Raw genomic sequence first — 23,749 nt, forward strand, 5'->3', positions numbered from 1 at the left:
CTTACAGTTACTTGATGACGGGCTTGCCGCCTTTATCATAGACAGGTGTTCTGTCTGTTTCGTTTTCATCTTCGTTTGGAGTTGTTGGTGCCGGCACATCATGGATGCCGTCTCCATTGGTGTCTATAAAGCCTGGCTGGCCTTCTGTTGGAACAGTAGTTGTCCCGTCATGAATGCCGTCTCCGTTGACATCCACAAAGCCTGGTTGGCCGGCTGTCGGTACGGTAGCAGCTGGCGTGCCGTCATGGATACCATCGCCATCCGCGTCAATAAAGCCTGGCTGGCCGCTTGTCGGAACAGTGATTGGCCCGTCATGAATACCGTCGCCATCGGCATCCACAAAGCCCGGTTGGCCAGCTGTCGGTACGGTTGTCGTGCCGTCGTGGATGCCATCGCCATTGGCGTCGATAAAGCCGGGTTCACCGGCGACCGGCACTGTAACTTCCGCTGCTGCCGGCTGCGTCAATGGATAAACTTCAACGCGGTGGACAGGCGGGTAGAAATCGTTCGAGACCGTCTGGACTTCCAATGCCTCGTTGCCTTCGAAAACAGTTCGGATCACATTCAGGCGTTTACCGGAAACGCCTTTTTCATCAATTTGATTGCCGCTCGTGACAAACGCGCTGTATTGCTTGATCAAACGCGGTTCGATGTCCGTTTCTTCCGTAATGCCGATCGCATAGGCATACACCAACGGATAGCCGGTGATGGACGCATTCAGGGAATCGCTGGTCTGCGACAGCCCCAAAGTGAACGAACTGTCGTTTGGATTGGTAAACACAAAATCAATGTCGAGCTGGCGGTTGATCGCCGCTTCCTGCCCGAGCGGAATAGAAGCAGGCACCTGCGAACCGATACTCCGCTCATCCACCAGGAAATTGGTCTGCAGCAATGCGCCGTAGACCGCAGAAGCGATTTGCGTCAGCTCCCCATCGCTGACACCGGTCAGCGGAAGCTCCGCAATAAATTCAAGAAAGGAAAATCGGCTTCCGGGTGCCAATTGAACACCGTTCAAGGCATCAATGACCATGGAACTATCCATGCTTGAAAATGCGGTCGGGAATACTACATCTGCCACTTTTTCACGATCGAGGCTCAGGCTATCGTCGCTGATAGAAACTTGCGTCTTGGTCTGCCCGCCTTGAAGTGCTGTTTCCAGTTTTCCGTTGATCGCTTCGACATCCGCTTCGGAAAAATCAGCAACCGGGAAATATTCAGCTAAAAACGCCCGCGTTGTATCAGTGGACAGCTGGAAGACAAAGCTGTTCTGTGAGCCGGTTTCGGCATTGCGGACAGTTTCATCCAACAGGATTTCGGCGTTTTCAAGCGGGTAGGTGGCTGTTGCATCCTGGTAGGTGACATGGAGTTCCGCATCTGCGCGCCACGTCTCCGACTGGCCGGCGAACATCATCTTGGCCGATTCCACTTCCATATTGGAAACATCGGTCGTGCCGATATAGGTGTTGTCGCCGAATTCTTCTGTCGGAAACAGCCAGTTGTCTACAGCGTAAGCGCCGGCATTGGCCGCTCCAAATACAGAAAACGCTAAGCCGAATATGGCTGCAAAAACCATTCCAAATAATTTATTGTCCACGGGTAGTCTCCTCTCGCTCAGCATCGATCGACTGCATGCCGAACGGTTTCGGCTTTTCAGTGGATACTGGCGCTGCTGGCGTTTCTTCAGTTGTCGCTAAATACGTTTTCGTTTTTTGCTGCTTGAGTTCTCGGCGTTCTTCCGCAAGGCGCAGCTTTTCCTTTTGCTCTTTTTCAACCAGCTTCATGTAGATGAACGCGGCCAGAAATGACACCCCGAGCAAAGCCAAAGCCACCATATACCAGGCATAGCTTCCCTGCATGACAAGGGCAATCGCCGCCGCAGCCAGTCCGCCTCCGGCAATGGCCATCCGTTTGGCAAACGGCACCTGTTTGAAAAAGTAATAGGCAAGCGGCAAAACCACTGCCGCAAGAATGACGAAAATCAGTATGCGTATCATGTAAATCCTCCTGTTGGTCTGGCTGGTGTTAGTATTCCACTTCGAAATCAAACTCAGGGTCTAAGACAATTGGAACGGCTACTTCTGTCGACTCCGTAACGGTATCTTTTAAACTTACTCCGCAAGCATTAAGAAACGTTGTATAGTCATCCATTCTTTGGACGTATAGTTCCGTTCCATCAACACCCTTGCCTGCATTATGCTTTCCAGTCAATTCGAAGGTTTTTTCAAGCGATTTCGTATAGTAAATCAGGATTCCACTGTTGGTGAATTTAATTTCTTCAGCCAGCCTTGTAAGATCAGCGGGTAAAATTTTGTCAATGTCGATGCAAAGTTTTGAATAATTGTCGACTTCAAAGTTTTGGCCCCAATGGATCCTCGATATATTTTCAGATGTACCCGCCGGCACTTCTTTTCCGAGAATCAGAAAATTGGTATAGTACATATTTTGAATATTGTTACTTACATTCAGTTCTTCCACAATAATCGTTTGCTTGTTGCCGTTTTTACCTAAGTTAATCAAATTATTTCCTACTCCCAGTTCACCATTCACCTGCAGGTTGGCATTGATTAAGTTGTTCATATTATTGAATGCGTCTAGATCGCCTGGATTGACTACGACCGTAATCCCTTTAAAGTCCAAGGAATTGCAATTGGTGGTGCATATATTATTTGAGAAGCTACTGGTATACACTTTGAATTGTTCAGGGTCCAACCCTTCTTCTACAATCAATCCGATTAAACTTTGGAGACTTCCCCCATCTGCCAGCTGGCATTCGTAAGGAGAAATAATACCATTTCCTGCAACTGTAAGTTGAGTGACCAATTCGTTACAGTCTACTGTGGGAAGGGCCTTACTAAAGATATCCTCATAGGTAACACCTTCTTTTTCCACTGAAATTTCAGTTTCAATGATCAACGGCTCTGATGCATTCAAAAATGTGGCTGGCACTTCGATTGTAAAGAACGCTTTCAGTTTTTTGCTTATTTCCTTAGAAGTACCTTTCATCTCCATTCCGACTTTTATGGATTTGACTTTTTCTTCGGGCGTAGCCGGATCTGTAATCATTTGTCCAGCGCTATCCAGTTTAGTCGCTGTCGCAGATACAACTGTGTATTTTATCTGATCTGCTGAAAAAGGAACGATTTCGTTTCCGCTCATGGCATTCAGTTCTGTTACTTTCGTCAGGATTTTCTGCATATAAAGTGTTCGCATGTCTTTATCAATGTTATTTTCTATGGCAGTGATTTTAGTTTCGTTGTCGCAACTGCTGTCTGTTTTGGCCTGTATACATGCAATCAGCTGGTTTACTCTTTCTTGCGTATCGGACGAAATTTTCATTTTAATCAATTCAAGTTCTCTTTCAAAATCCGTACTGAAATATCTGGCACCCATCTCCGCTGATGCAATCGATTGATTGGATGTATCAACAGTCTTTTCCTGTGCTGCATTGCTGAGTGAACCGGCAATAAATGTGGCAGAGAAACCAAGAAATAGTACAACCATCAATAACACGATAAGAAGCGCATAACCTTGTTGGTTTTTCACAGAGCCCATCCCCTCGCCCCCTTTAATTCATACTGGTTAATATTCTGGTTAATGTGGTTTCGACAGTAATTGTATTTTTAGGGTTATTCAAATCTGTCAGGACCAGCTTCACCACCGTATGGTTTTTTTCAGGCTCCAAATCAGAGATGACGTCCGGTACGCTATCATGTGAATCGATAACTATATTGTTTACCATGGTACCTGTAAAATCATAGGATTTTTCAATCACATTGTCATTGCAGGCTACAGCGTCAACACAAGAAACTACCTTTAATTTATTCGCTTCAAAAATTAATGAGTAACTGGCACTTTGGCGATGCACACCCGTTAAAGTACTAATAATCAGATTAGCGTCTTGCTGAATCAGTGTTTTACGCGTTTCAACTGCCGTATGCTTAAATCCAATAGACAATGAAGTCCAAGCAACCACTGCAATGACTGAGACAAGAACCAGAGCCGTCAAAACTTCAATCAGGGTGACTCCTTTTTGGTTTTTTTTCAACTTACCCACCTCCGCTCGGTGGAGTTTCTTCTTTATAAGCTGTATAAGGAATAAACGAAAATGTCTCGCTGCTTAACCGGTATGTTCCACTTGCAGTTTCACTTTCTTTAAACACTTTCAAGTGAATCTTATAAAGCTTTTTCTTTTCCATCTTGCTGCATGTTTCAGGCGCAGGCTCTTCCCCGCCGATCAAAGCTGGATTCAAAAATGGCAAGCATTTCACATAAATATCCGCTTCGTATAAATAGTTATCTTTCTTATGGAATCTCAATAAATTATCAGACTCTGGCGCACTGACCGGTTCCAGCAAATAGTTGAGCGCTCCCATTTCAGCTATTATCTTTGTTTCCGCTAAATAGTCTGGTATGCCAGTATTTGGTGTTACTGCACTTGAGACCAATTGCTTTTTCCATTTATCTGCAGCCACTATTTCCGCCATTTCCTGCCGGGCCAGGTTCATGGTGTCCAGCTTTGTTTCTGTCTTGGCATTGAACGCGGTCATTTGAGGGAAGATGGACATGATGCCGATAAACAGGATGCCCAAAATAACCACTGCAGCCAGTACCTCGACCAGGGTCAATCCTCTGTCATTCATGCTCATCAGCTTCTGCCCCCTTAAACATACATGAATATATTCCTTTTTATTCCTATTAAAAATATCTTTTTATCTAAAATTTAACTTAGCTACATTATTACACTCTTCTTGTCCCTCTGAACAGTGTTTTTTCATGAAGATGAATGTTTTTTGCTAAAATTTCACTAATTCCTATTTTGAAATAGGAAAAAAGACTACAGTTTGGCATTAGCCCTCCTGTAGTCTCATTTTGAATATGCTGCAACTTTGTTGCGCCCTGCCTGTTTTGCTCCGATATACAAAGCGCGGTCCGCATTGCGGATTAGCGACATGCCTTCATCGCTGTCTTCCGGCGCGGTTGACACGCCGATGCTCATGGTAATGTGGACAATTTGTTGCTCCCGGTCGGCGGCCAGGTCGCTTTCGATCAGGAACTCATGTTTTTCGATGTGCTTGCGCAGGTTTTCTGCAAGCAGCATGGCCAGGTCCTTGCTGTAATCCGGAAGCAGCACGACAAATTCTTCACCGCCATAGCGGGCGATGGTTCCTTCGTCGCCGATTTCTTGCCGGAGGATATCCGCCAACTGAACGAGGATGTCGTTGCCGCTTTGGTGCCCGTAACGGTCATTGATGCCCTTGAAATGATCGATATCCATCATGATCAGCGACAATTTTTCTAGACGCCCTCTGTTCATTTCTTCGATGCAACTTTCCAGGCTTTCTTCCAAATAGCGGTAATTGTACAATTTGGTCAATCCGCAGCGCTCACTTTTCGCGATGACTTTCTGCATATAGCCGGCTTTTTCCAGCGATACGGCAAAATAGGTGCTGAGGATTTCCAAAATCTGCAGCTGGTGTTTGGCGAAAGCGTACTTCTTTTTCGATGCCAGCACCAGTACCCCTTCTGTTTTGTTGTTGCGGGCGATCGGGGTCGCCATCAGGCTTTCCGTGCCTTTTGGAAGGTTGCCGGTGACCAAATCCTGCCACTGGCTTTTTTCATCGTAGATATAGGAGCTGTTGGTGACGATGACTTTCCCGGCAATTCCTTTATTGTACGGAATTGATGCAATTTCACGGGGCTGCAGTTTATTGTTTTCATAGATGCGCAGTATTTGCTGTTGTTCGTCCCGGTAATCGATGACGTAAGCGTATTCGACTTTGAACATCTTGGCGACCTGCACGACAAATTGGTCGAGCACTTCTCCTGGTTCTAATCGAGTGGCAAGCTGATGGCCGATCGCCCCCGCTTTTTTCAAGTCGATATTGACCTGCTCGGAGTTGTTGTACATTTTCAGCACAGCGGTCATGATGAAAAACGGAACTCCCAGCAGGACCAGTGCTGTAATGCCAATATAGGATTCAAAAATATACAATGCAATGGCATACGGAAAGATTACCAGCATCAGCACAAAATCCCAAACGGCATCGATTGAGAAAAACTTGTTGCGGTTGCCTGTCGTATAATCATAAAACTGATAGATGATCTGGTTGCTGAAAACCGACATCACCTGAAAAATCAGGCCATAGAAAATAACATGGGACAGCTCCAGCGAGCCGATCTCACCGCCAGCCGCCAGAAAAGCCAGCCCGGCAAACAGCGAAACCATGAAAAGCATCAGTGAGTTGAAGGGAATCCGCAACGACTGTGCTTCATTCGTGCGGCTTCGGTAAAGCACAATCAGCATGCTCAACTGAGAAACGAGCATCTCGATAAAGATGCCGTATTTCAGGAACAGCGCCACCGTCACCCATTGCACCAAAAATGTCGACGCGCCATTGATGCTCATAGGCATCAGGCTCATTAAGACAAAAAATAGGACATAGGCCACTAAGTTCCAGGGATCTGCTACAGTGGGTGGAAAAAACCTAAAGATGAGCATTAAGCCTGCCGGAACAATCAATGTCCACAAGCCCCAAAGAATCATTTTGCGTGTGATTTTTTCCCCCATAACATCTTCCCTTTCCAGACAACGGAATCTATTGCGAAATTAACGGTATTCAAGACTGATAATGTTGAAAAAATGAATGCGCAGAGTTTCGCAAAACAGCCAAAAGGTAAAGTGAACCCATGACTATAGTCTCTTCCCTTTTACCAGATACAGGTAATATATCACATAAATTTGTAATTGTCTTTCTTTTGCTTCTGCTTTCATTAAATAATACCTCGGCCGGCAGCGCGCGTGCATTGTCAAAGTCCACAAAGGTAAAGTGGTCACTGACGGTTTCCAGCTGGCGCAGGATGTATACATAGTCCTTGTCCTTGAAAATTCCCATGACGATGTGGATCGGCTGTCCAGGAAATGTCTCTTTTATGGTAGCAACCAGTGCATCGGCGCTCGCTTTGTTGTGGGCGCCGTCAAAAATGACCCTCGGCAGCACTCTTTCAAAGCGGTAAGCGAGTGTGGCGGATGCCAGGCCAGCATGCGCCTTTTCTTCGCTGAAATCCAGGCCCAGCAATTCTTTGGCGGCTTCCAGCGCCAGGCTGGCATTTTTTTGCTGATGCAGCCCTTTCAATTTCAATGGTGCGCCTATCAGCCCGTCCGGCTCGATCACTTCGGCATGGAGCCGGTTCGCAGTTTCCTGAACGATGTTCATCGCCTCTTGAGGCAGTTCGCCGACGACGACCGGCTTCCATCTCTTGATGATCCCCGCTTTATGCCGGGCGATTTCTTCTATTGTCCCTCCGAGGAAATGGGTATGGTCAATGGAGATGGAAGGAATGATGGCAATATCGGGACTGATGACATTAGTGCTGTCAAGCGCTCCTCCCATACCCGCTTCAATGATGGCAAAGTCAGGGGCGCGTTTTTGGAAAATGACAAATGCCGCAGCAGTCAAAAGTTCAAAATCAGTCAACGGCGTTTCCACACTACTCAATTGTTTCATGGCCCATCCGAGCTCTTGCGGACCGACGGGTTTTCCGTCGAGCTGGATTTGGTCATGGAGGTCCTCAATGCACGGCGAATAGAAATTTCCGACGCTTCGGCCATGTGCCTGCAGGATGGCCGACAGAAAAGCAGCCGTGGAACCTTTGCCGTTGGTTCCGGCCAGGTGAACGAACCTGCCGCCCTGATGCGGGTTCCCAAGCTCCTCCAGGGCAGCTGTGATCGCTTCCAAGCCCGGATGGATGGCTGAGTCTGTATGTATATTCCATTTGTTTTTGTATTGTTCAAGTCCAATTATCATAAGAAACCTCTTTTCCCCAGTAAACATGATACACTTTTTGAGTATGATTATAGCACGAAGGTGGAATGGATATGATGAGTTGTTGGGTTATTTACAACGGAAGCCTAGTTTCCGATAAATTTGCAGACCAAGCCAGGCTTGTCGCCGAAGCGGCTGAAAGAGCCGGCATCGCCGTAACAATCCTGAAAAACTACGAGACTGTGATGGATTTATCAGTCAATTTAAGTATACCTGATTTTGCAATATTATTGGATAAAGACATCTTGCTTGGATATTTTTTGAAAAGCCGAGGCGTACCGGTTTACAACGATCCCGCCGTCATCGACTTATGCGACAACAAAGCCACACAATATGTCCAATTGGCCGCACAAGGCTTGCCGATGCCGCGGACCATCGTCGCACCGAAAGTCTACCCGAATTTCTCTATAGCAGATTCCGGTTATTTCGAAGAGGTCATCCACCGGCTGGGCCTGCCGATGATCATCAAAGAAGGCCATGGCTCGTTCGGCATGAAGGTTTATTTGATCGAAACCGAAGAGCAGTTCTATGAAAAAGTCGATAGCCTCCGAGGCGTCGATTTTGTGTTTCAGGAATTTATCGCCACCAGCCGCGGACGTGACATTCGCGTCAACATTGTCGGCGACCGGATTGTTGCAGCCATGTACCGCCAGTCGGAAACGGATTTTCGCGCCAACATCACCAATGGCGGTGTCGCTTCTCCGATCGAACTGACACTTGCTCAAGAACAGCTGGCATTGGCTGCCGCTCATGCCGTGGGCGCAAGGTTTGCCGGAGTCGATTTGCTGTTCGGCGAAAACAATCAGCCCTTAGTGTGCGAAGTAAATGCGGCTGCCCACATCCGCAATATCCTGAATGTCACGGGAGTTAATGTCGCTGATGCCATGATCGCTTATATATTGGAGGACTTGTCATGAAACTTCTTTATGAAGCGGCGGACGCCAAGCGCAACCGCGGCTTTATCGATGAGCTGCAGCGCTTTGGGGATTTCGAGCTGATTAAGTGGGACGACTGGAGCGAACAGGGGCTCGAGTCGCTTGTCGATAAACTGGCCGGTCAAAGCGTCCTGTTCCGCGCACGCCGCCCTGAAGCTGCCCGCCATTTGGAAGACCGCGGCATCCGCCTCGTGAACCGTGCTGAAGTCAATCGAATCGCCAACGACAAATGGCAAAGCTATAAGCTATTTCTGCTGCTGGGCGTTCCGGCCATCCCGACCTACCGGGAAGCAACGGAATTCCCGTGCATTGCCAAAACGGCGGATGGCCACGGCGGATCTGAAGTGTGGATTATTGGTTGTGCTGAAGAAATTCCAGAAACCTCTTCCCCACTGATTTTCCAGCCGGTTGTCCAGCACCAGGCGGATGTTCGTGCTTATGTGATCGGCACGGAAATCGTAGGTGCCGTCAAACGCAGCGCCAATGGCTCTTTCAAAGCCAATTATTCGCTCGGCGGAAGCATCGAGAAATACGTCCTGACCGCTGCACAGGAAAAAGACGTCCTGCGGATTGCGCGCGCTTTAAACAGCGACTATATCGGCATCGACTTTCTGCTGCTAGAAGACGGACAGCACCTATTCAACGAAATCGAAGATCCCGTCGGCGCCCGCTCGTTTTACGAAACACATGAAGAAAATATTGCAGAACTGCTCTTGGCGCATGTACGTAAGCTGGAAAAACACGCACCATTTCGAAGAGAAGATCGGCCCAAGTAACACGTGGATAAGTTTTGTGATTTTTTTACCTGTAAATATTCTGCAACATAGCGCCGGCGCGTCCAGGGGCTAAGCGAAGCAAGAAGACTGGCGTTCTTTGCCTGGCTTCTTGCGGGAGCTATGCCCAAAGCGGCCGAAGCGGTGTGTAGCATGTATAATTCTTAACTTCAACTTAATGGCTTGTAAAACACTATAAACCGAAAAAACCGCTCTCCCATTTGGGAAAGCGGTTTTTTGCATCTATTACAGGTTCTGCAATTCTTCAATGCGTTTTTCAACCGTTGCGTGTTTTTCCACGTAATCGGCCTGTTTCGCACGTTCTTCTGCAACAACGGCTTCTGGTGCTTTGGAAACAAAGCGTTCGTTCGACAATTTGCCGCTGACGAGCTGGACTTCTTTCGCCCATTTTTCCAGTTCTTTCTGCAGACGCGCAAGCTCTGCATCAATGTCGATCAAGCCTTCAAGCGGCATGAACAATTCAGCACCGGACACAACAGCAGACATCGACTTTTCAGGAGCTTCGATGTTTTGGCCGATTGTCAAGGTTTCGGGGTTGCAGAAACGTTCGATATACGCTGCGTTCGCTTCAAGCACGGCATGCGTACCCGCGTCTTTTGCTGAAATCGTCAATGGCACTTTTTTGCTCATCGGCGACTGCACTTCTGCGCGGATGGTCCGCACAGAACGGATCACGTCCATCAACAGCTTCATGCTCGTAGACTGGCTTTGGTCGGTCAAAGAATCATCCACTGTCGGCCATGCCGCAATGGTAATGGATTCGCCTTGGTGCGGCAGATTCTGCCAGATTTCTTCCGTGATGAACGGCATGAACGGGTGCAACAAACGCATCGTGTTATCAAGTACATACGCAAGAACCGAACGCGTCATTTTCTTCGCTTCTTCATCTTCACCGTATAATGGCAGTTTCGACATTTCGATGTACCAGTCACAGAAATCATCCCAGATAAAGTTATAAAGCGAGCGCCCAACTTCACCAAATTCGTAGCGTTCTGCAAGATCAGTCACCTGTTCGATGGTTTCATTCAAACGGGTCAGGATCCATGAATCGGCTACGGATTTTTTGCCGGAAAGATCGATTTGGTCGTAAGTCATGCCTTCCATGTTCATCAACGCAAAACGGGAAGCATTCCAGATTTTATTGGCAAAGTTCCAGACAGACTCGACTTTGTCGTTCGCGTAGCGAAGATCCTGTCCAGGAGACGAAGCCGTCGCCAGGAAGTAACGCAGGGAATCCGCTCCGTACTCGGAAATAACATCCATCGGATCGACGCCGTTGCCGAGCGATTTGGACATTTTGCGTCCTTCTGCGTCGCGCACGAGTCCGTGGATCAAGACGTCTTTGAACGGTTTTTCACCCGTAAATTCAAGTGCCTGGAAAATCATCCGGGATACCCAGAAATTGATGATGTCATAGCCTGTCACCAACGCATCGGTCGGGTAGTAGCGGCTCAGGTCATCGTTTTCTTCCGGCCAGCCGAGTGTCGAGAACGGCCATAGGGCAGAGGAGAACCACGTATCGAGAACGTCTTCGTCCTGCGTCCAGTTTTCAGCGTCAGCCGGCGCTTCGTGGCCTACGTAGATTTCACCCGTTTCGTTATGGTACCAGGCCGGAATTTGATGCCCCCACCAAAGCTGGCGTGAAATACACCAGTCGCGGATGTTTTCCATCCAGTGCAGGTAAGTTTTCTCGAAACGGTCCGGTACAAAATTAACACCCGCATCCGTTTTCTGTGCTTCCACCGAAGCGGCAGCAAGCGGCTTCATGTCAACAAACCATTGCGTGGACAGGTAAGGCTCAACAACTGCCCCGCTGCGCTCAGAATGGCCAACCGAATGCAGGTGTTCTTCGATTTTGAACAAAACATCCATGTCCTGCAGGTCTTTGACGATTTGTTTGCGGCATTCGAAACGGTCAAGCCCTTCGTATTTGCCGGCGTTTTCGTTCATCGAACCGTCTTCGTGCATGATCAATACGCGTTCCAGGTTGTGGCGATTGCCGATTTCAAAGTCATTCGGGTCGTGTGCCGGCGTGATTTTCACGGCGCCGCTTCCGAATTCCATGTCCACGTAATCGTCCGCAACAATTTCCATTTCGCGGCCGATAATCGGCAGGATGACTTTTTTGCCGATCAAATGTTGGTAGCGCTCGTCTTTCGGGTGTACCGCAACCGCTGTATCGCCTAGCATCGTTTCGGGGCGGGTCGTCGCGATTTCGATATGCCCGCTGCCGTCTGCTAGCGGGTAGCGCATATGGTAAAACGCACCTTGTACGTCTTTGTAGATAACTTCAATATCGGAAATGGCGGTTTTGGTATTCGGATCCCAGTTGATGATGTATTTGCCGCGGTAAATCAGTTTTTTCTCATACAGTTTCACGAACACTTCGCGCACTGCTTTTGACAAACCGTCATCTAAGGTAAAACGCTCACGGGAGTAGTCTAGCCCAAGGCCCAGTTTTGCCCATTGCTCACGGATATGGCCCGCGTACTGGTCTTTCCATTTCCATGATTCTTCAAGAAACGCTTCACGGCCTAAGTCATAGCGTGAACGCCCTTCTTCTTTCAGCTTGCCTTCCACTTTCGCCTGCGTTGCAATGCCGGCATGGTCCATCCCTGGAAGCCATAGCGCGTCAAAGCCCTGCATGCGTTTCATGCGTGTCATAATGTCCTGCAAAGTCGTGTCCCAAGCATGCCCTAAATGCAGCTTGCCGGTAACGTTCGGCGGCGGAATCACAATGGTATACGGCGTTTTTCCGCTTTCCGGTTTTGCTTCGAAGAATTTGTTGTTGACCCACCACTCATAACGCCCTTTTTCAATCGATTGCGGATCATACTTGGTCGACATTTGTTCAGTCATTGGAATTCCTCCTCTAATTTCTGGCAAAACGCAAAAAACTCCTATCGTCTGTAAAGGACGAAGGAGTTTTTCGCGGTACCACCTTTATACACAGGTCCACTTGCACACCTGGCTCTCAAGTTTCATAACGGATGTTAAATCCGGTTCCCGCTACTCGTTTCACGGCAACTGCTCCGAGGTGACATTCAAATGTGTGTTCATGAAAACCTCTCACCACTCGGTCTTCTCTCTGAAATGCACGCACACCCTACTATCCTCTTCAACGCATGAATATCTAATTACTCCCATTGTACTCAATATCAGGTTTTAGCGTCAAGCTTTTTTACAACGTACGCGACGACCGGCGCCGCCACCAGCAAGATGAAAAACAGGCGGAACAGCTGGAAGCCGGTGATGAGTGCCACATCGCCTCCGACCGCCAACGCCGTAATCGCCATTTCGGCAATGCCGCCGGGTGCTGCGCTCAGGAAAAAATCAAGGAATAGGTATTCAGGCAGCCACTGTGCAAGGACCATCGCAATCAGTACGGTAAACCCGATGAGCAGCACATTGTTCAAGACAATCGCAGCGCCCAGCCGGAACGTCAGCTTGTCGCCGATCCCTTCCATCTGAAGGCCCAGGCTTGCACCGATGAAAACTTGCGCGATGGCAATGAGCCAGTACGGCATGTCGATCAGGACATCTCCCGACACCGTCTGGACAACGGCCAGCGTCAAAATTGGCGCCAGCAGTTCAGCCGCCGGAAAGCCGATCCGTTTCATTCCAGTGAATAGCACTATCCCTACAACGAACGCCAACAGGAACAACAAGGGCGAAAACACGAATATCCGCTGTTCCATTTCCCCTGCGCTTCTGCCGTTCAGAAAAATCGTCAAGAACGGCACAATTGTCACCACCATGAAAATCCGGATGGTCTGCATCATTGTCACGACGGTAATGTTCGCTGAAGGGATGTCTTCGGCAAGGACCACCATCTGTGCCAAGCCACCGGGAATCGACCCGAGCAGGCTGGTCGCCAGGCTTTCATGGACCATGCGCTTGAACAACAGCCCCAGCCCAATCGACAGCGCCACGACCGAAACCGTCATGAACGCCATATACGGCAAATCCACCGCCATCAATAACACCGCATCCCGCGTAAACGACGACCCGATCTGAATGCCCAGCATCACCAAACCCGCTGTCCGCAATATTTTGGGCCAGTGCAAAGGGATGTTGGTGAATTGATTGACCAACAGCAGGACGAACATCGGCCCCAGCAGCCACGGCAGGAACATGCCGATCGCTTCAAACAGCGCTCCCGCTGCAGCCGCAATGATTGCGGTCGCTCCTAATGGCCTCATCATCATCCCTCTTTTCCACGTGTCCTCGATGCTTTCTATGTTACACGAAATAAAGGGATGCGTGGGCGGTGGACGTTTTCTTGATGCAGTCATTCCATTAAAAATTCCCGAAAATAAAAAAAACGCTGAAGCATCCGGATTATCCAGACGCTTCAGCGTTTTTGAATATATTAAATTAAAAAAATTCCCTATTATAGAAAAATCATAAACTATTCCGTGAAGCCAGCCTATCTTTTATTACTTCTACATAAAAGATATGGAGCAACACAGCGGAATATCCGTAAATAACGAATACTATTAAACTTTATTAGCGTGCCAATTTAGCAAACACGGTATGGAATGCTTCCACGGTTTTCGCAATATGCTCTTCCGTATGGGCAGTCGATAAGAACATGCCTTCAAACTGGGACGGCGGCAGGAAGATGCCTTCTTCCGCCATCAAGCGGTAATAATCCGCGAACAGATCAGTGTCCGAAGTTTTTGCTGTTTCAAAATCGACCACGTCTTTGTTGGTGAAGAAGAAACCAATCATCGAACCGGCACGGTTGACGGTATGCGGGATATTGTATTTCGTCGCCGCTTCCCGGAAGCCTTTTTCAAGCTGATCGCCGCGTTCGATAAAGAATTCGTAGCTTTCTTCCGTCAAGCGGGACAAAGTTTCAAAACCTGCGCGCATCGCCAGCGGATTGCCGGACAAAGTGCCTGCCTGGTAGATCGAACCGCTTGGTGCGACCTGCTGCATGATTTCACGCTTGCCGCCGAACGCGCCGACCGGCAAACCGCCACCGATAACTTTGCCGAGGCAAGTCATGTCCGGTGTAACGCCGAAATAGCCCTGTGCACAATTAAAGCCAACGCGGAAACCGGTCATGACTTCATCAAAAATCAGAATCGTGCCGTTTTCTTTTGTCAGATTGCGCAGCTCCTGCAAGAAGCCTTCGTTTGGCGGCACAACGCCCATATTGCCGGCCACCGGCTCAACAATAACTGCAGCCAAGTCGTCGCCGAATTCCTTGAAAGCCAGTCGCAGGCTTTCGAGGTCGTTGTACGGAACCGTAATGGTGTTTTTGGCAATCGACTCTGGAACGCCCGGTGAATCCGGCAAACCTAAAGTCGCAACGCCTGAACCTGCTTTGATCAACAGGCTGTCGCCGTGGCCGTGGTAGCAGCCTTCGAATTTCAGGATTTTGTCGCGTCCGGTATAGCCGCGCGCCACGCGCAATGCGCTCATCGTCGCTTCTGTTCCGGACGATACCATGCGGACCATTTCAATCGATGGCACGCGTTCCATGACAAGTTTCGCCATGGTGTTTTCCAGGACAGTCGGTGCGCCGAATGACGTGCCGAGTGCTGCTGTTTCCTGAATCGCTTCCACCACTTCCGGATGGGCATGGCCCAAAATCAGCGGCCCCCATGACAGGACGTAATCGATGTACGTGTTGCCGTCAATGTCGGTAATGGTTGCTCCGCTGCCGGATTGCATGAAAATCGGGTCCATATTGACCGATTTAAAGGCACGGACCGGGCTGTTGACGCCGCCCGGCATTAATGTTTTTGCTTCAGTGAATGCTGCCAATGATTTTTCGTATGTCATTTGGTTCCCTCCAACCAGCGTGCTGCATCTTTTGCGTGATACGTCATGACGATATCCGCTCCTGCGCGCTTCATGCTAAGTAGCGTTTCCAAAACGATTTTCTCTTCGTCGATCCAGCCGTTTGCTGCAGCTGCTTTGACCATGGCATACTCGCCTGATACGTTGTAGGCGACAATCGGAATATCGAAATTATCGCGGACTTCGCGGATGATGTCCAAATACGACAGCGCCGGTTTGACAATCATGAAATCTGCGCCTTCCTGGACATCGGAAGTTGCTTCACGCAAGGCTTCCATGCGGTTTGCCGGATCCATCTGATAAGTTTTGCGGTCGCCGAATTGAGGCGTGCTGTGAGCCGCTTCACGGAATGGTCCGTAATAAGCGGATGAATACTTGACGCCATAAGACATGATCGGCGTATTTTCAAATCCGGCCTGGTCCAGTCCGTAACGGATCGCTGCCACAAAACCGTCCATCATATTCGATGGTGCGATGATGTCAGCCCCGGCTTTTGCCTGGGACACGGCCGTGCGCGCCAATAGATCAAGCGATTCGTCGTTCAGGATGACGCCGTTTTCGATTACGCCGCAATGGCCGTGATCGGTGTATTGGCATAGGCAGGTATCAGCGATGACCAGCAATTCAGGATGGCGTTCTTTTGCGAATCGGATCGCTTCCTGGGTGATGCCGTGGTCGTGGTAAGCCTGCGTGCCGAGTGCGTCTTTGTCGTTCGGTACGCCGAAAAGAATGACGGAAGGAATTCCAAGATCAACGACTTCGTCCAGTTCTTCGCCCAATTTATCCAGTGAAAAATGGAAAACACCCGGCATCGACGAAATCTCATGTTTGATGTTCTCGCCTTCGACAACAAAAATCGGATAAATGAAATCCTCTTTATGCAAGCTCGTTTCGCGGACCATTGACCGGATATTGGCTGAACCGCGCAAACGGCGGTGACGGTTAAAATTCAATTCTTTCATTTCGACAAACTTCCTTTCGCTATTTCGTTGATGACTTCTATATAAGTATATTTTTCAGGAGTAAAATCCACCGTTCCACCGTTTGCTAAAATGGCTTGTTTCGTGACATGGCCAATTGCAGCGGTGCGGATATTCGACCAGTTGCCCCCTGCCTGACGGTAAGCCGACACAGCAGAAGGGCTGGCAAAAAGAATGATGATGTTTTCCAGCCCCACCAGTTTTTCGGCGTTTTCCAGATTCAGGACCGTGTCGTAGACCGTCCATTCATCCACCTGCATCGGCATCGAGGCGATGGTATTTTTCGCCATGGATCCTTTGATGAAGAGGCATTTGGCATTTCCAGCAATAGCAGGAAATTCCTGAATAAAATGGTCGGCGCTGAAAATCTGCGGAATAAACTCGGGGGTGTAGCCATGCTGCTGCAGAACAGCAGCTGTCTGGTCCCCAACCGCCGCAATTTTCGCCTGTATGGTTTCATGAAGCTGGCAAAACGCCTGTGCGCTGGTGCGGCTCGTGAAAATCAGCCAGTCGTAACCATTAAAATCGGGCTTTTCCGACTGGCGGATTGAAGTTGTAACAAGTGGCAGGTAAAGCGTTTCCGCTCCCAGCGATTGCGCATGGCGAAACGCTTCCACCGGTTCTCTGGAGCCGGTGAAAACGATTGTTTCGCCTGCGAGCAACTGTTTTTCCTTAGACATTGCTCTCGGCTTTGACGCGCTGGATCAGGTCATAGCCACCTTGTGCAGTGATTTTCTCAGCTACTACACGGCCAGCTTCGATCGGGTCTCGGCTGATGGACATTTCCTTGAATACTTGATCGGCTTCTGGTGAAGAAATCAGTCCAGTAAAGGTGATTTCTCCATCGTTGACCGTCGCATAGCCCGCAATCGGCACTTGGCAGCTGCCATCCATATCCCGAAGGAATTTGCGTTCTGCGCTGACTGCCAATGCGGTGTTTTCATCATTGACTTTAGCCAGTTCAGCCAAAAGTTCCGTGTCTTCTTCACGGCATTCGATTGCCAAAGCACCTTGACCGATAGCCGGCAGGCATGCATCAACTTCCATGAATTCGGTAACCAAGTCATCTTTCCAACCCATCCGTTTCAAACCGGCTGCCGCTAAAATGATGGCGTCAAAATCGCCCGCTCCCAGTTTTGAAAGGCGCGTATCGATGTTGCCGCGGATCCATTGAATGTCAAGGTCCGGACGCAGCAGTAGGAGTTGTGAACTGCGGCGCAGGCTGCTGGTTCCAACAACCGCTCCAACCGGAAGCTCCATTAATTTTACATGGCCGTTTGCAATATATGCGTCACGTGGATCTTCACGATCTGGTATACAGCCGATTGCTAGGCCTTCAGGCAATGCAGATGGCATATCCTTCATGCTGTGGACAGCAAAATCGATTTCATGGTCAACAAGCGCCTGTTCGATTTCTTTGACGAATAAGCCCTTGCCGCCGACTTTCGATAGCGTTACGTCGACGATGCGGTCGCCTTTAGTGACGATTTCCTTGATTTCAAATTCAAAAGGCGCTCCTGCCGCTTTTAGTTTCTCGATAAACTGGTTGGTTTGTGTCAACGCCAGCTTGCTTCTTCTTGAACCTACAATAATTTTTCTCAAATGAATCCTACCTTTCCTTAATACCAAAAATGAAATTCAGATAATCGGCTGCCCAAAAAGAAATTGATCAGCAGCAATAAAAATGCATAAGCATGGGCCAAGGCATAATTCATGCCGTTCAAAGAGCCCTTGCGATGCCACCACAGTATAAAGCTGTATACCACCAGCAGGATGAACGACCCGACGATTTTCATGTCGAATAACGAAAAATCAGCAAGTGAAATATACGCCCATTGCAGCCCCAGCACCAATGACACGAACAGCAGCGAAATGCCGACAAGAATTGAAATCGTCATGAATTGCTGGGTTTGGCCGAGTGACGGCAGACTGCTCCATTGTTTTGTCCATTTCTTCTGCTTCAACATCCTGTACAGGATCATATGAAGCACCGAAAAGACGAACGACAAAGAAAAAGCCACATAGGACAAAATCGCGAAGCTGATGTGGATAAACAGTAATTCCGACACCAGTGCTTCCCCGATAGGTGAGCGTTCGATCTGGACCGGCGCAAATGTATGAATCGTCATAAAGATGAACCCGATGATATTGATGAAAAATACAGCAAAGTCAAAACGGTAAAAAATCCTCAGGACGAGCGACAATGTCACCAGCAGCCAGGCATAGAAATAAATGCCTTCAAACAAGGTCAATATCGGGAATCGCTGGGTTTCAATAATGTATAAGCTCAGGAATATGGTTTGCAGTACCCAGACAATGCCGAGCAGCGTCATCGCAATCCGACTGGCTTTCTTCTCTTTATATAAGTAATCTATAAAATAAAAAACAAGGCTGACAGCATATAGAATAACCATAGCTTCGTGCAGCCTTGCCATTGTTATATCAGCCATCCCATTCCCCTTCGTTTCCATAGTTAAAGGCGTTCCGTATCTACATTTTAACATATAGATTCGAAAACGCCTCTTTAAGAAATCTTAAAATGAATATCCGGGAGTTTCAGTTGTTGATTGCTGGGTTTGAAGAACGGCTTTATCCGTTTTCTGTTGTGGTGCTTTCGATTGTTTTTCAATTTCCTGTTCAACTTCATCTTCGATTCCAAAGATTTGCATGAATAATTCCAATTGCTCACGTGATTTAGGCGCTCCGCCCATTTCCTTCGCCTGCAGAATCGGATCCTTCAGTAATTGATTGATGATCGATTTGGTATGTTTGTTGAGAATTTTCTTTTCACGTTCAGTTAAATCCGGCATTTTGTTTTCAATGCTCGCCATCGTCTCAGCCTGTATGCCAAGTGCTTTTTGGCGAAGCGCAGAAATTACCGGTACAACGCCAAGCGTTGTCAGCCAGTCGTTAAACTGAATGGCTTCCTGGTCGATCATGGTCATGATTTGGCCAGCTGCGCGTTCACGCTCTGCCAAATTCGCTTCCACAATTCCCTGCATGTCATCGATGTCATATAAGAAGACATTCGGCAAATCGCCGATGCGCGGATCCATATCACGCGGTACTGCTATATCCACCATAAACAAGGGCTTGCCTTTGCGAAGCTTCTCCACAAACTGCATCAATTCAAGATCGATGACAAAGTCAGCCGATCCCGTTGATGAAATCAGGATATCCGCTTCAAGCAATGCGCATTGCAATTGGTTTAAAGGTTTTGCGTTGCCGCCGAATTTGCCGGCGAGCAGTTCAGCCTTCTCGAAGGTCCGGTTAATGACCGTTACACGGTCAGCGCCGCTGCCTTGCAGGTTTTTGATCGCCAATTCGCCCATTTTTCCGGCGCCAAGGATGACAACATGCTTGTTTTTAAGCGTGCCAAAAATCTTCTTGCCAAGTTCAACCGCTGCGTACGATACAGATACTGCATTTTCGCCGATGGCTGTCTCAGAATGAGCTCTTTTCGCCAAGGTTACGGCTTGTTTGAACAGTTGATTGAACACTGTCCCGGTCGTTCCGTGTTCCTGGCCTGCAAGAAAGCTGCTTTTTACTTGGCCCAGAATCTGCGTTTCGCCCAGAACCATCGAATCGATGCCGGCCGTTACACGGAATAAGTGCTCAACTGCCTGATCCTGCTCATGGACAAATAAGTACTGCGAAATCGCTTCTTGCGGGAGGCCAAAATAATCGGCAAGAAACTGCTTCACATAATACTTTCCTGTGTGAAGCTGATCCACGACCGCATAGATTTCCGTCCGGTTGCAGGTGGAAACGATGACGTTCTCCAATATGCTTTTTTGTTCTTTTAACGCCTGCATCGCCTGTGGCAGCTCATTTTCGATAAATGATAGCTTTTCACGGATTTCCACGGGTGCAGAACGATAATTCACCCCAACGACTATTGTATGCATGGGTACAAAACACCTTTCACGTTCAATATTTCATATGAACTTAGTATAACACTTATCAGCTTTAATATGCTTTTGAAATTGTGAACAAGACATGAATATAGTGCTTCTTTATAATTATTATAAACTAATACTAGCAAAGGTATTTCGCATCGACAAGTATAACGCTCTTAGTCAGAATTACCTGTTAACTCCAGGTATCGTAGGGTAGAGAATTCGCTCCAGGTGGACGCTTTCCGGGGGAACGGCTTCAGCCGCTCTCTTCTCTTTGCTGCTCATTCTTCTAATAAAAAGTCATATCTTCTTATTTCCCTATATAAGAGATGTAACAAACTAGCGGAATAGCCTATTTAGAATCAAATTCCCTCTTCACAAAAAAAAGCGCAACCCGGAGGCTGCGCTTGGAATTTATTCCATTCTGCTTTCAATTTCCTGCCACGCTTCGTCTTTGCCAAGTCCGGTTTCGGATGAAAAGATGATCAGCGGGTCGGATTTGTCCATGTCCAAAGTTGTGCGGACAATCTTCTTGTGCTTGTCCCATTTGCCTCTAGGAATTTTGTCCGCTTTGGTCGCGATGACGATGCATGGAATCTCAAAATGCTTCATAAAGTCATACATGGCGATATCGTCTCGGCTTGGCGGATGGCGCAAATCGACGATCTGGATGACTGCGCGCAATGGCTCGCGGTCCGTGATATAGCGTTCGATCATCTTGCCCCATGCTTCGCGTTCGCTTTTCGATACTTTGGCATAACCATATCCAGGAACATCGACATAAAAAAGTTTTTCTTCGATTTTGTAGAAGTTCAAGGTCTGTGTCTTGCCGGGTTTGGATGAAATGCGGGCCATGCTTTTGCGGCCGATCATTTTATTGATAAAAGACGATTTGCCGACGTTTGACCGTCCGGCTAAAGCGAATTCCGGCAGGCCGTCTTCCGGATACTGATCCGGGCGGACGGCACTGATTACTAGCTCTACATTATTAACTTTCATTCATTTTCTCCTTCTAAGGCAATTTCCAATGCCTCGTCCGCTTGAGAAACCAGTTTAAAGGTCAGTTCTTCGCGGATTGATTCTGGGATATCTTCCAGGTCCCGCTCGTTATCAAGCGGCAGGATGATGGTCTTCAGGCCTGCACGGTGGGCGCTCAAGGTTTTCTCTTTGATTCCGCCAATCGGCAACACACGGCCGCGAAGTGTGATTTCACCTGTCATACCGACTTCACGGCGGATCGGGCGTTTGGTCAAAGCGGAAACCAATGCTGTTGCAATGGTAATACCCGCTGAAGGGCCGTCTTTTGGAACAGCGCCTTCTGGAACGTGAATGTGGATATCGTGCGACTCATGGAAATTCGGATCGATTCCCAGGGATTCAGCACGGGCACGGACAAACGACAACGCCGTCTGTGCGGATTCCTTCATGACGTCACCCAATTTACCTGTTAATTGCAGTTTTCCTTTACCGGCAGACAGCGAAACTTCGATTTGAAGTGTATCTCCCCCGACCGTTGTATAGGCAAGTCCTGTCGCAACGCCGATCTGGTTTTCTGTCTCTGCCATGCCGTAACGGAATTTGCGTTTGCCAAGATAAGACTCGACTTCCGCTGCTCCGACAGCCACATGCTCTTTTTCTTTCGAAATGATCTGTTTGGTCACCTTGCGGCAGATAGAAGCGATCTGGCGTTCCAGTCCACGGACACCGGCTTCACGCGTATAGTAGCGGACGATATTGAGTAAGGCTTCGTCTTCAAACTGCAGCTGTTCTTCCGTTAATCCGTGTTCCTTCAATTGCTTCGGCGCTAAATGGTTTTTCGCGATCATCTGTTTTTCGACTTCCGTATAACCGGCAATCGAAATGACTTCCATGCGGTCGCGCAGCGGTCCAGGAATCGATCCCAGATCGTTGGCCGTGGCAATGAACAGCACATTGGACAGGTCATAGGTTTCTTCTACGTAATGGTCACTGAATGAATTATTTTGTTCCGGATCCAACACTTCCAGCATCGCAGAAGACGGATCGCCCCGGAAATCATTCGACATCTTATCGATTTCATCCAAAAGGAAGACGGGATTCACGGTGCCTGCTTTTTTCATCCCTTGGATAATACGGCCTGGCATCGCACCGACATACGTCCGGCGATGGCCACGGATTTCCGACTCATCACGGACGCCGCCGAGTGAAACGCGGACAAAGTTGCGGTCCAGCGATTCAGCAATCGATTTCGCGAGAGAAGTTTTCCCGACACCCGGAGGTCCGACAAGGCAAAGAATAGGGCCGCGCAGGGAGTTGGTCATCTGCTGGACAGCCAGGTATTCCAAGACGCGTTCTTTGACGCTTTCCAGTCCATCGTGGTCGCGGTCCAGGACTTCTTCTGCATATTTGATATCCAGACGGTCTTCTGTCGCTTTTGACCACGGAATTGTCACCAGCCACTCAATGTAGTTGCGGATAATGCCGCTTTCTGCAGCTGCGGAAGGCAGTTTTTCGTAGCGATCAAGCTCTTTAAGAGCCACTTTTTCAGTAGATTCAGGCATCTTGGCTTCTTCGATCCGTTTTTTCAGGTCGACCACTTCAGCTGATTTGCCGTCTTTGTCGCCAAGCTCGGTTTGAATCGCTTTCATCTGCTCGCGCAAATAAAATTCTTTTTGTGTTTGCTCCATCGCTTTTTTCACACGAAGGTTGATCCGTTTTTCCAAATCCACTACTTCCTGCTCGCTGTGCAAACGCGTAATCAACAACTCTAATCGCTTGCTGATATCAAACGTTTCCAGTACTTCCTGCTTGGCAGCCACTTTCATGGAAAGATGAGAAGCGACCATGTCCGCCAAACGGCCCGGCTCTTCGATATCCGCTACCGTATTGTAGGTTTCTGTGCTGACTTTTTTGGAGCTTTTTGAGTAGTTTTCGAAATGCTCCAGCAACAAACGCATCAAGGCATCCTGCTCAGCGTCTCTCTCCGTTTCATCCGGGAAAGACGTCACTTCAACAACGGTGAAATTGTCAGCTTCTTCGTAATTTTTCATTTGTCCACGTTCCAGGCCTTCAACCAGTACGCGGATTGTGCCATTCGGCAATTTCAACATCTGCTTGACGTATGCCAAAGTGCCGATCTTATGCAGATCGTCCTTTTCAGGCTGCTCAGTGCTCATGTCTTTTTGGGTAGCCAAAAAGACGATATTGTCTTCCAGCAATGCCTGTTCCAGCGCAGCTACGGATCGTTCACGACCGACGTCAATATGCAACACCATCGTCGGGAATACAAGAAGTCCTCGCAACGGTAATAAAGGCACACGTTTTGTTACTTTTTTCTTAGCCATGTGGGAAGTCACCTCCGGGAATATTTTCAACAAGAATTTGTAGCCTACGGATGTACTTTTCATTGTCCAGCTTCAGCGGCCAGCTCCTCGAGTCGCTTCACCCTTTCCAGCAATGGCTAAAGAACGCCATTACCGGTAAGGCTTCCAGCGCTTGTCGGGGTTAAACGGCCGCTTCCGCTTT

The 23,749-nt window shown here is 48.4% G+C and carries 19 protein-coding genes and 1 other annotated feature; of the genes, 2 read left to right on the forward strand and 17 right to left on the reverse strand.

Going from position 1 to position 23,749, the window contains the following annotated elements:
- Nucleotides 1–7: 7 nt before the first annotated feature.
- The 7 genes from J7I83_RS18045 to J7I83_RS01055 all read right to left on the reverse strand — a co-directional run bounded on the left by J7I83_RS18045 (nucleotide 8) and on the right by J7I83_RS01055 (nucleotide 7,805).
- Entirely contained in the window at nucleotides 8–1,594 is a 1,587-nt protein-coding gene (locus tag J7I83_RS18045; RefSeq protein ID WP_215098823.1) for a VanW family protein, read from the reverse strand.
- Nucleotides 1,584–1,994, reverse strand: coding sequence for a hypothetical protein (locus tag J7I83_RS01030; protein ID WP_215098824.1), 411 nt, complete (start codon nucleotides 1,992–1,994; stop codon nucleotides 1,584–1,586). The genes J7I83_RS18045 and J7I83_RS01030 overlap by 11 nt, the downstream gene beginning before the upstream one ends.
- Nucleotides 1,995–2,022: 28 nt before the next feature.
- Nucleotides 2,023–3,552 (reverse strand): hypothetical protein, encoded by a 1,530-nt coding sequence (locus tag J7I83_RS01035; RefSeq protein WP_215098825.1) that lies wholly within the window; start codon nucleotides 3,550–3,552, stop codon nucleotides 2,023–2,025.
- A 13-nt stretch (nucleotides 3,553–3,565) separates the two neighbouring features.
- Nucleotides 3,566–4,045: a type II secretion system protein gene (locus J7I83_RS01040; RefSeq protein ID WP_215098826.1), complete on the reverse strand. Its 480-nt coding sequence runs from the start codon at nucleotides 4,043–4,045 to the stop codon at nucleotides 3,566–3,568.
- Nucleotide 4,046: 1 nt separating this feature from the next.
- The gene (locus J7I83_RS01045; RefSeq protein WP_215098827.1) at nucleotides 4,047–4,646 is read right to left on the reverse strand and encodes a type IV pilus modification PilV family protein; all 600 of its coding nucleotides are present in this window, start codon (nucleotides 4,644–4,646) and stop codon (nucleotides 4,047–4,049) included.
- Nucleotides 4,647–4,864: 218 nt separating this feature from the next.
- Complete coding sequence (locus tag J7I83_RS01050; protein ID WP_215098828.1) at nucleotides 4,865–6,568, reverse strand: sensor domain-containing diguanylate cyclase; 1,704 nt, start codon at nucleotides 6,566–6,568, stop codon at nucleotides 4,865–4,867.
- Nucleotides 6,569–6,617: 49 nt separating this feature from the next.
- Nucleotides 6,618–7,805 carry a bifunctional folylpolyglutamate synthase/dihydrofolate synthase gene (locus tag J7I83_RS01055; RefSeq protein ID WP_215098829.1) on the reverse strand — a complete coding sequence of 396 codons (1,188 nt, stop codon included), beginning with the start codon at nucleotides 7,803–7,805 and terminating at the stop codon, nucleotides 6,618–6,620.
- 71 nt (nucleotides 7,806–7,876) lie between these two features.
- On the opposite strand from J7I83_RS01055, the gene J7I83_RS01060 reads away from it, so the two are divergent.
- On the forward strand, nucleotides 7,877–8,740 hold the full coding sequence (locus J7I83_RS01060; protein ID WP_215098830.1) for an ATP-grasp domain-containing protein: 864 nt from the start codon (nucleotides 7,877–7,879) through the stop codon (nucleotides 8,738–8,740).
- The gene (locus tag J7I83_RS01065) at nucleotides 8,737–9,534 is read left to right on the forward strand and encodes an ATP-grasp domain-containing protein (protein ID WP_215098831.1); all 798 of its coding nucleotides are present in this window, start codon (nucleotides 8,737–8,739) and stop codon (nucleotides 9,532–9,534) included. The genes J7I83_RS01060 and J7I83_RS01065 overlap by 4 nt, the downstream gene beginning before the upstream one ends.
- 243 nt (nucleotides 9,535–9,777) lie before the next feature.
- Here J7I83_RS01065 and J7I83_RS01070 read toward each other — a convergent pair whose 3' ends face one another.
- The 10 genes from J7I83_RS01070 to lon all read right to left on the reverse strand — a co-directional run bounded on the left by J7I83_RS01070 (nucleotide 9,778) and on the right by lon (nucleotide 23,568).
- Nucleotides 9,778–12,411 (reverse strand): valine--tRNA ligase, encoded by a 2,634-nt coding sequence (locus J7I83_RS01070; RefSeq protein WP_251047372.1) that lies wholly within the window; start codon nucleotides 12,409–12,411, stop codon nucleotides 9,778–9,780.
- A 50-nt stretch (nucleotides 12,412–12,461) separates the two neighbouring features.
- Nucleotides 12,462–12,683 (reverse strand) — a binding site (T-box leader).
- A 27-nt stretch (nucleotides 12,684–12,710) separates the two neighbouring features.
- On the reverse strand, nucleotides 12,711–13,754 hold the full coding sequence (locus J7I83_RS01075) for an AbrB family transcriptional regulator (protein ID WP_215098832.1): 1,044 nt from the start codon (nucleotides 13,752–13,754) through the stop codon (nucleotides 12,711–12,713).
- Between the two features lie 307 nt (nucleotides 13,755–14,061).
- Nucleotides 14,062–15,348 carry a glutamate-1-semialdehyde 2,1-aminomutase gene (gene hemL / locus J7I83_RS01080; protein ID WP_215098833.1) on the reverse strand — a complete coding sequence of 429 codons (1,287 nt, stop codon included), beginning with the start codon at nucleotides 15,346–15,348 and terminating at the stop codon, nucleotides 14,062–14,064.
- Entirely contained in the window at nucleotides 15,345–16,328 is a 984-nt protein-coding gene (gene hemB, locus J7I83_RS01085; protein ID WP_215098834.1) for a porphobilinogen synthase, read from the reverse strand. Before hemB ends, hemL begins: the two co-directional genes overlap by 4 nt.
- On the reverse strand, nucleotides 16,325–17,026 hold the full coding sequence (locus J7I83_RS01090; protein ID WP_215098835.1) for a uroporphyrinogen-III synthase: 702 nt from the start codon (nucleotides 17,024–17,026) through the stop codon (nucleotides 16,325–16,327). The genes hemB and J7I83_RS01090 overlap by 4 nt, the downstream gene beginning before the upstream one ends.
- Nucleotides 17,019–17,948 (reverse strand): hydroxymethylbilane synthase, encoded by a 930-nt coding sequence (gene hemC / locus J7I83_RS01095; RefSeq protein ID WP_215098836.1) that lies wholly within the window; start codon nucleotides 17,946–17,948, stop codon nucleotides 17,019–17,021. The genes J7I83_RS01090 and hemC overlap by 8 nt, the downstream gene beginning before the upstream one ends.
- Before the next feature lie 17 nt (nucleotides 17,949–17,965).
- Complete coding sequence (gene ccsA, locus J7I83_RS01100; protein ID WP_215098837.1) at nucleotides 17,966–18,796, reverse strand: cytochrome c biogenesis protein CcsA; 831 nt, start codon at nucleotides 18,794–18,796, stop codon at nucleotides 17,966–17,968.
- A gap of 84 nt (nucleotides 18,797–18,880) precedes the next feature.
- On the reverse strand, nucleotides 18,881–20,254 hold the full coding sequence (hemA, locus tag J7I83_RS01105; protein WP_215098838.1) for a glutamyl-tRNA reductase: 1,374 nt from the start codon (nucleotides 20,252–20,254) through the stop codon (nucleotides 18,881–18,883).
- 405 nt (nucleotides 20,255–20,659) lie between these two features.
- Nucleotides 20,660–21,244, reverse strand: coding sequence for a ribosome biogenesis GTP-binding protein YihA/YsxC (gene yihA / locus J7I83_RS01110; protein ID WP_215098839.1), 585 nt, complete (start codon nucleotides 21,242–21,244; stop codon nucleotides 20,660–20,662).
- On the reverse strand, nucleotides 21,241–23,568 hold the full coding sequence (gene lon, locus J7I83_RS01115; RefSeq protein WP_215098840.1) for an endopeptidase La: 2,328 nt from the start codon (nucleotides 23,566–23,568) through the stop codon (nucleotides 21,241–21,243). Before lon ends, yihA begins: the two co-directional genes overlap by 4 nt.
- Between the last annotated feature and the right edge of the window lie 181 nt (nucleotides 23,569–23,749).

The sequence above is a fragment of the Planococcus sp. ISL-110 genome (genome assembly GCF_018613575.1).
In the GTDB taxonomy this organism is placed as follows: Bacteria; Bacillota; Bacilli; order Bacillales_A; family Planococcaceae; genus Planococcus.

What these genes read in the sequence shown, in the direction of transcription:
- J7I83_RS01030 (WP_215098824.1), bottom strand. Translation starts at nt 1,994, where the DNA reads ATGATACGCATACTGATTTTCGTCATTCTTGCGGCAGTGGTTTTGCCG.
- J7I83_RS01035 (WP_215098825.1), bottom strand. Translation starts at nt 3,552, where the DNA reads ATGGGCTCTGTGAAAAACCAACAAGGTTATGCGCTTCTTATCGTGTTA.
- J7I83_RS01045 (WP_215098827.1), bottom strand. Translation starts at nt 4,646, where the DNA reads ATGAGCATGAATGACAGAGGATTGACCCTGGTCGAGGTACTGGCTGCA.
- J7I83_RS01050 (WP_215098828.1), bottom strand. Translation starts at nt 6,568, where the DNA reads ATGGGGGAAAAAATCACACGCAAAATGATTCTTTGGGGCTTGTGGACA.
- J7I83_RS01055 (WP_215098829.1), bottom strand. Translation starts at nt 7,805, where the DNA reads ATGATAATTGGACTTGAACAATACAAAAACAAATGGAATATACATACA.
- J7I83_RS01060 (WP_215098830.1), top strand. Translation starts at nt 7,877, where the DNA reads ATGATGAGTTGTTGGGTTATTTACAACGGAAGCCTAGTTTCCGATAAA.
- J7I83_RS01065 (WP_215098831.1), top strand. Translation starts at nt 8,737, where the DNA reads ATGAAACTTCTTTATGAAGCGGCGGACGCCAAGCGCAACCGCGGCTTT.
- J7I83_RS01070 (WP_251047372.1), bottom strand. Translation starts at nt 12,411, where the DNA reads ATGACTGAACAAATGTCGACCAAGTATGATCCGCAATCGATTGAAAAA.
- J7I83_RS01075 (WP_215098832.1), bottom strand. Translation starts at nt 13,754, where the DNA reads ATGAGGCCATTAGGAGCGACCGCAATCATTGCGGCTGCAGCGGGAGCG.
- hemL (WP_215098833.1), bottom strand. Translation starts at nt 15,348, where the DNA reads ATGACATACGAAAAATCATTGGCAGCATTCACTGAAGCAAAAACATTA.
- hemB (WP_215098834.1), bottom strand. Translation starts at nt 16,328, where the DNA reads ATGAAAGAATTGAATTTTAACCGTCACCGCCGTTTGCGCGGTTCAGCC.
- J7I83_RS01090 (WP_215098835.1), bottom strand. Translation starts at nt 17,026, where the DNA reads ATGTCTAAGGAAAAACAGTTGCTCGCAGGCGAAACAATCGTTTTCACC.
- ccsA (WP_215098837.1), bottom strand. Translation starts at nt 18,796, where the DNA reads ATGGCTGATATAACAATGGCAAGGCTGCACGAAGCTATGGTTATTCTA.
- hemA (WP_215098838.1), bottom strand. Translation starts at nt 20,254, where the DNA reads ATGCATACAATAGTCGTTGGGGTGAATTATCGTTCTGCACCCGTGGAA.
- yihA (WP_215098839.1), bottom strand. Translation starts at nt 21,244, where the DNA reads ATGAAAGTTAATAATGTAGAGCTAGTAATCAGTGCCGTCCGCCCGGAT.
- lon (WP_215098840.1), bottom strand. Translation starts at nt 23,568, where the DNA reads ATGGCTAAGAAAAAAGTAACAAAACGTGTGCCTTTATTACCGTTGCGA.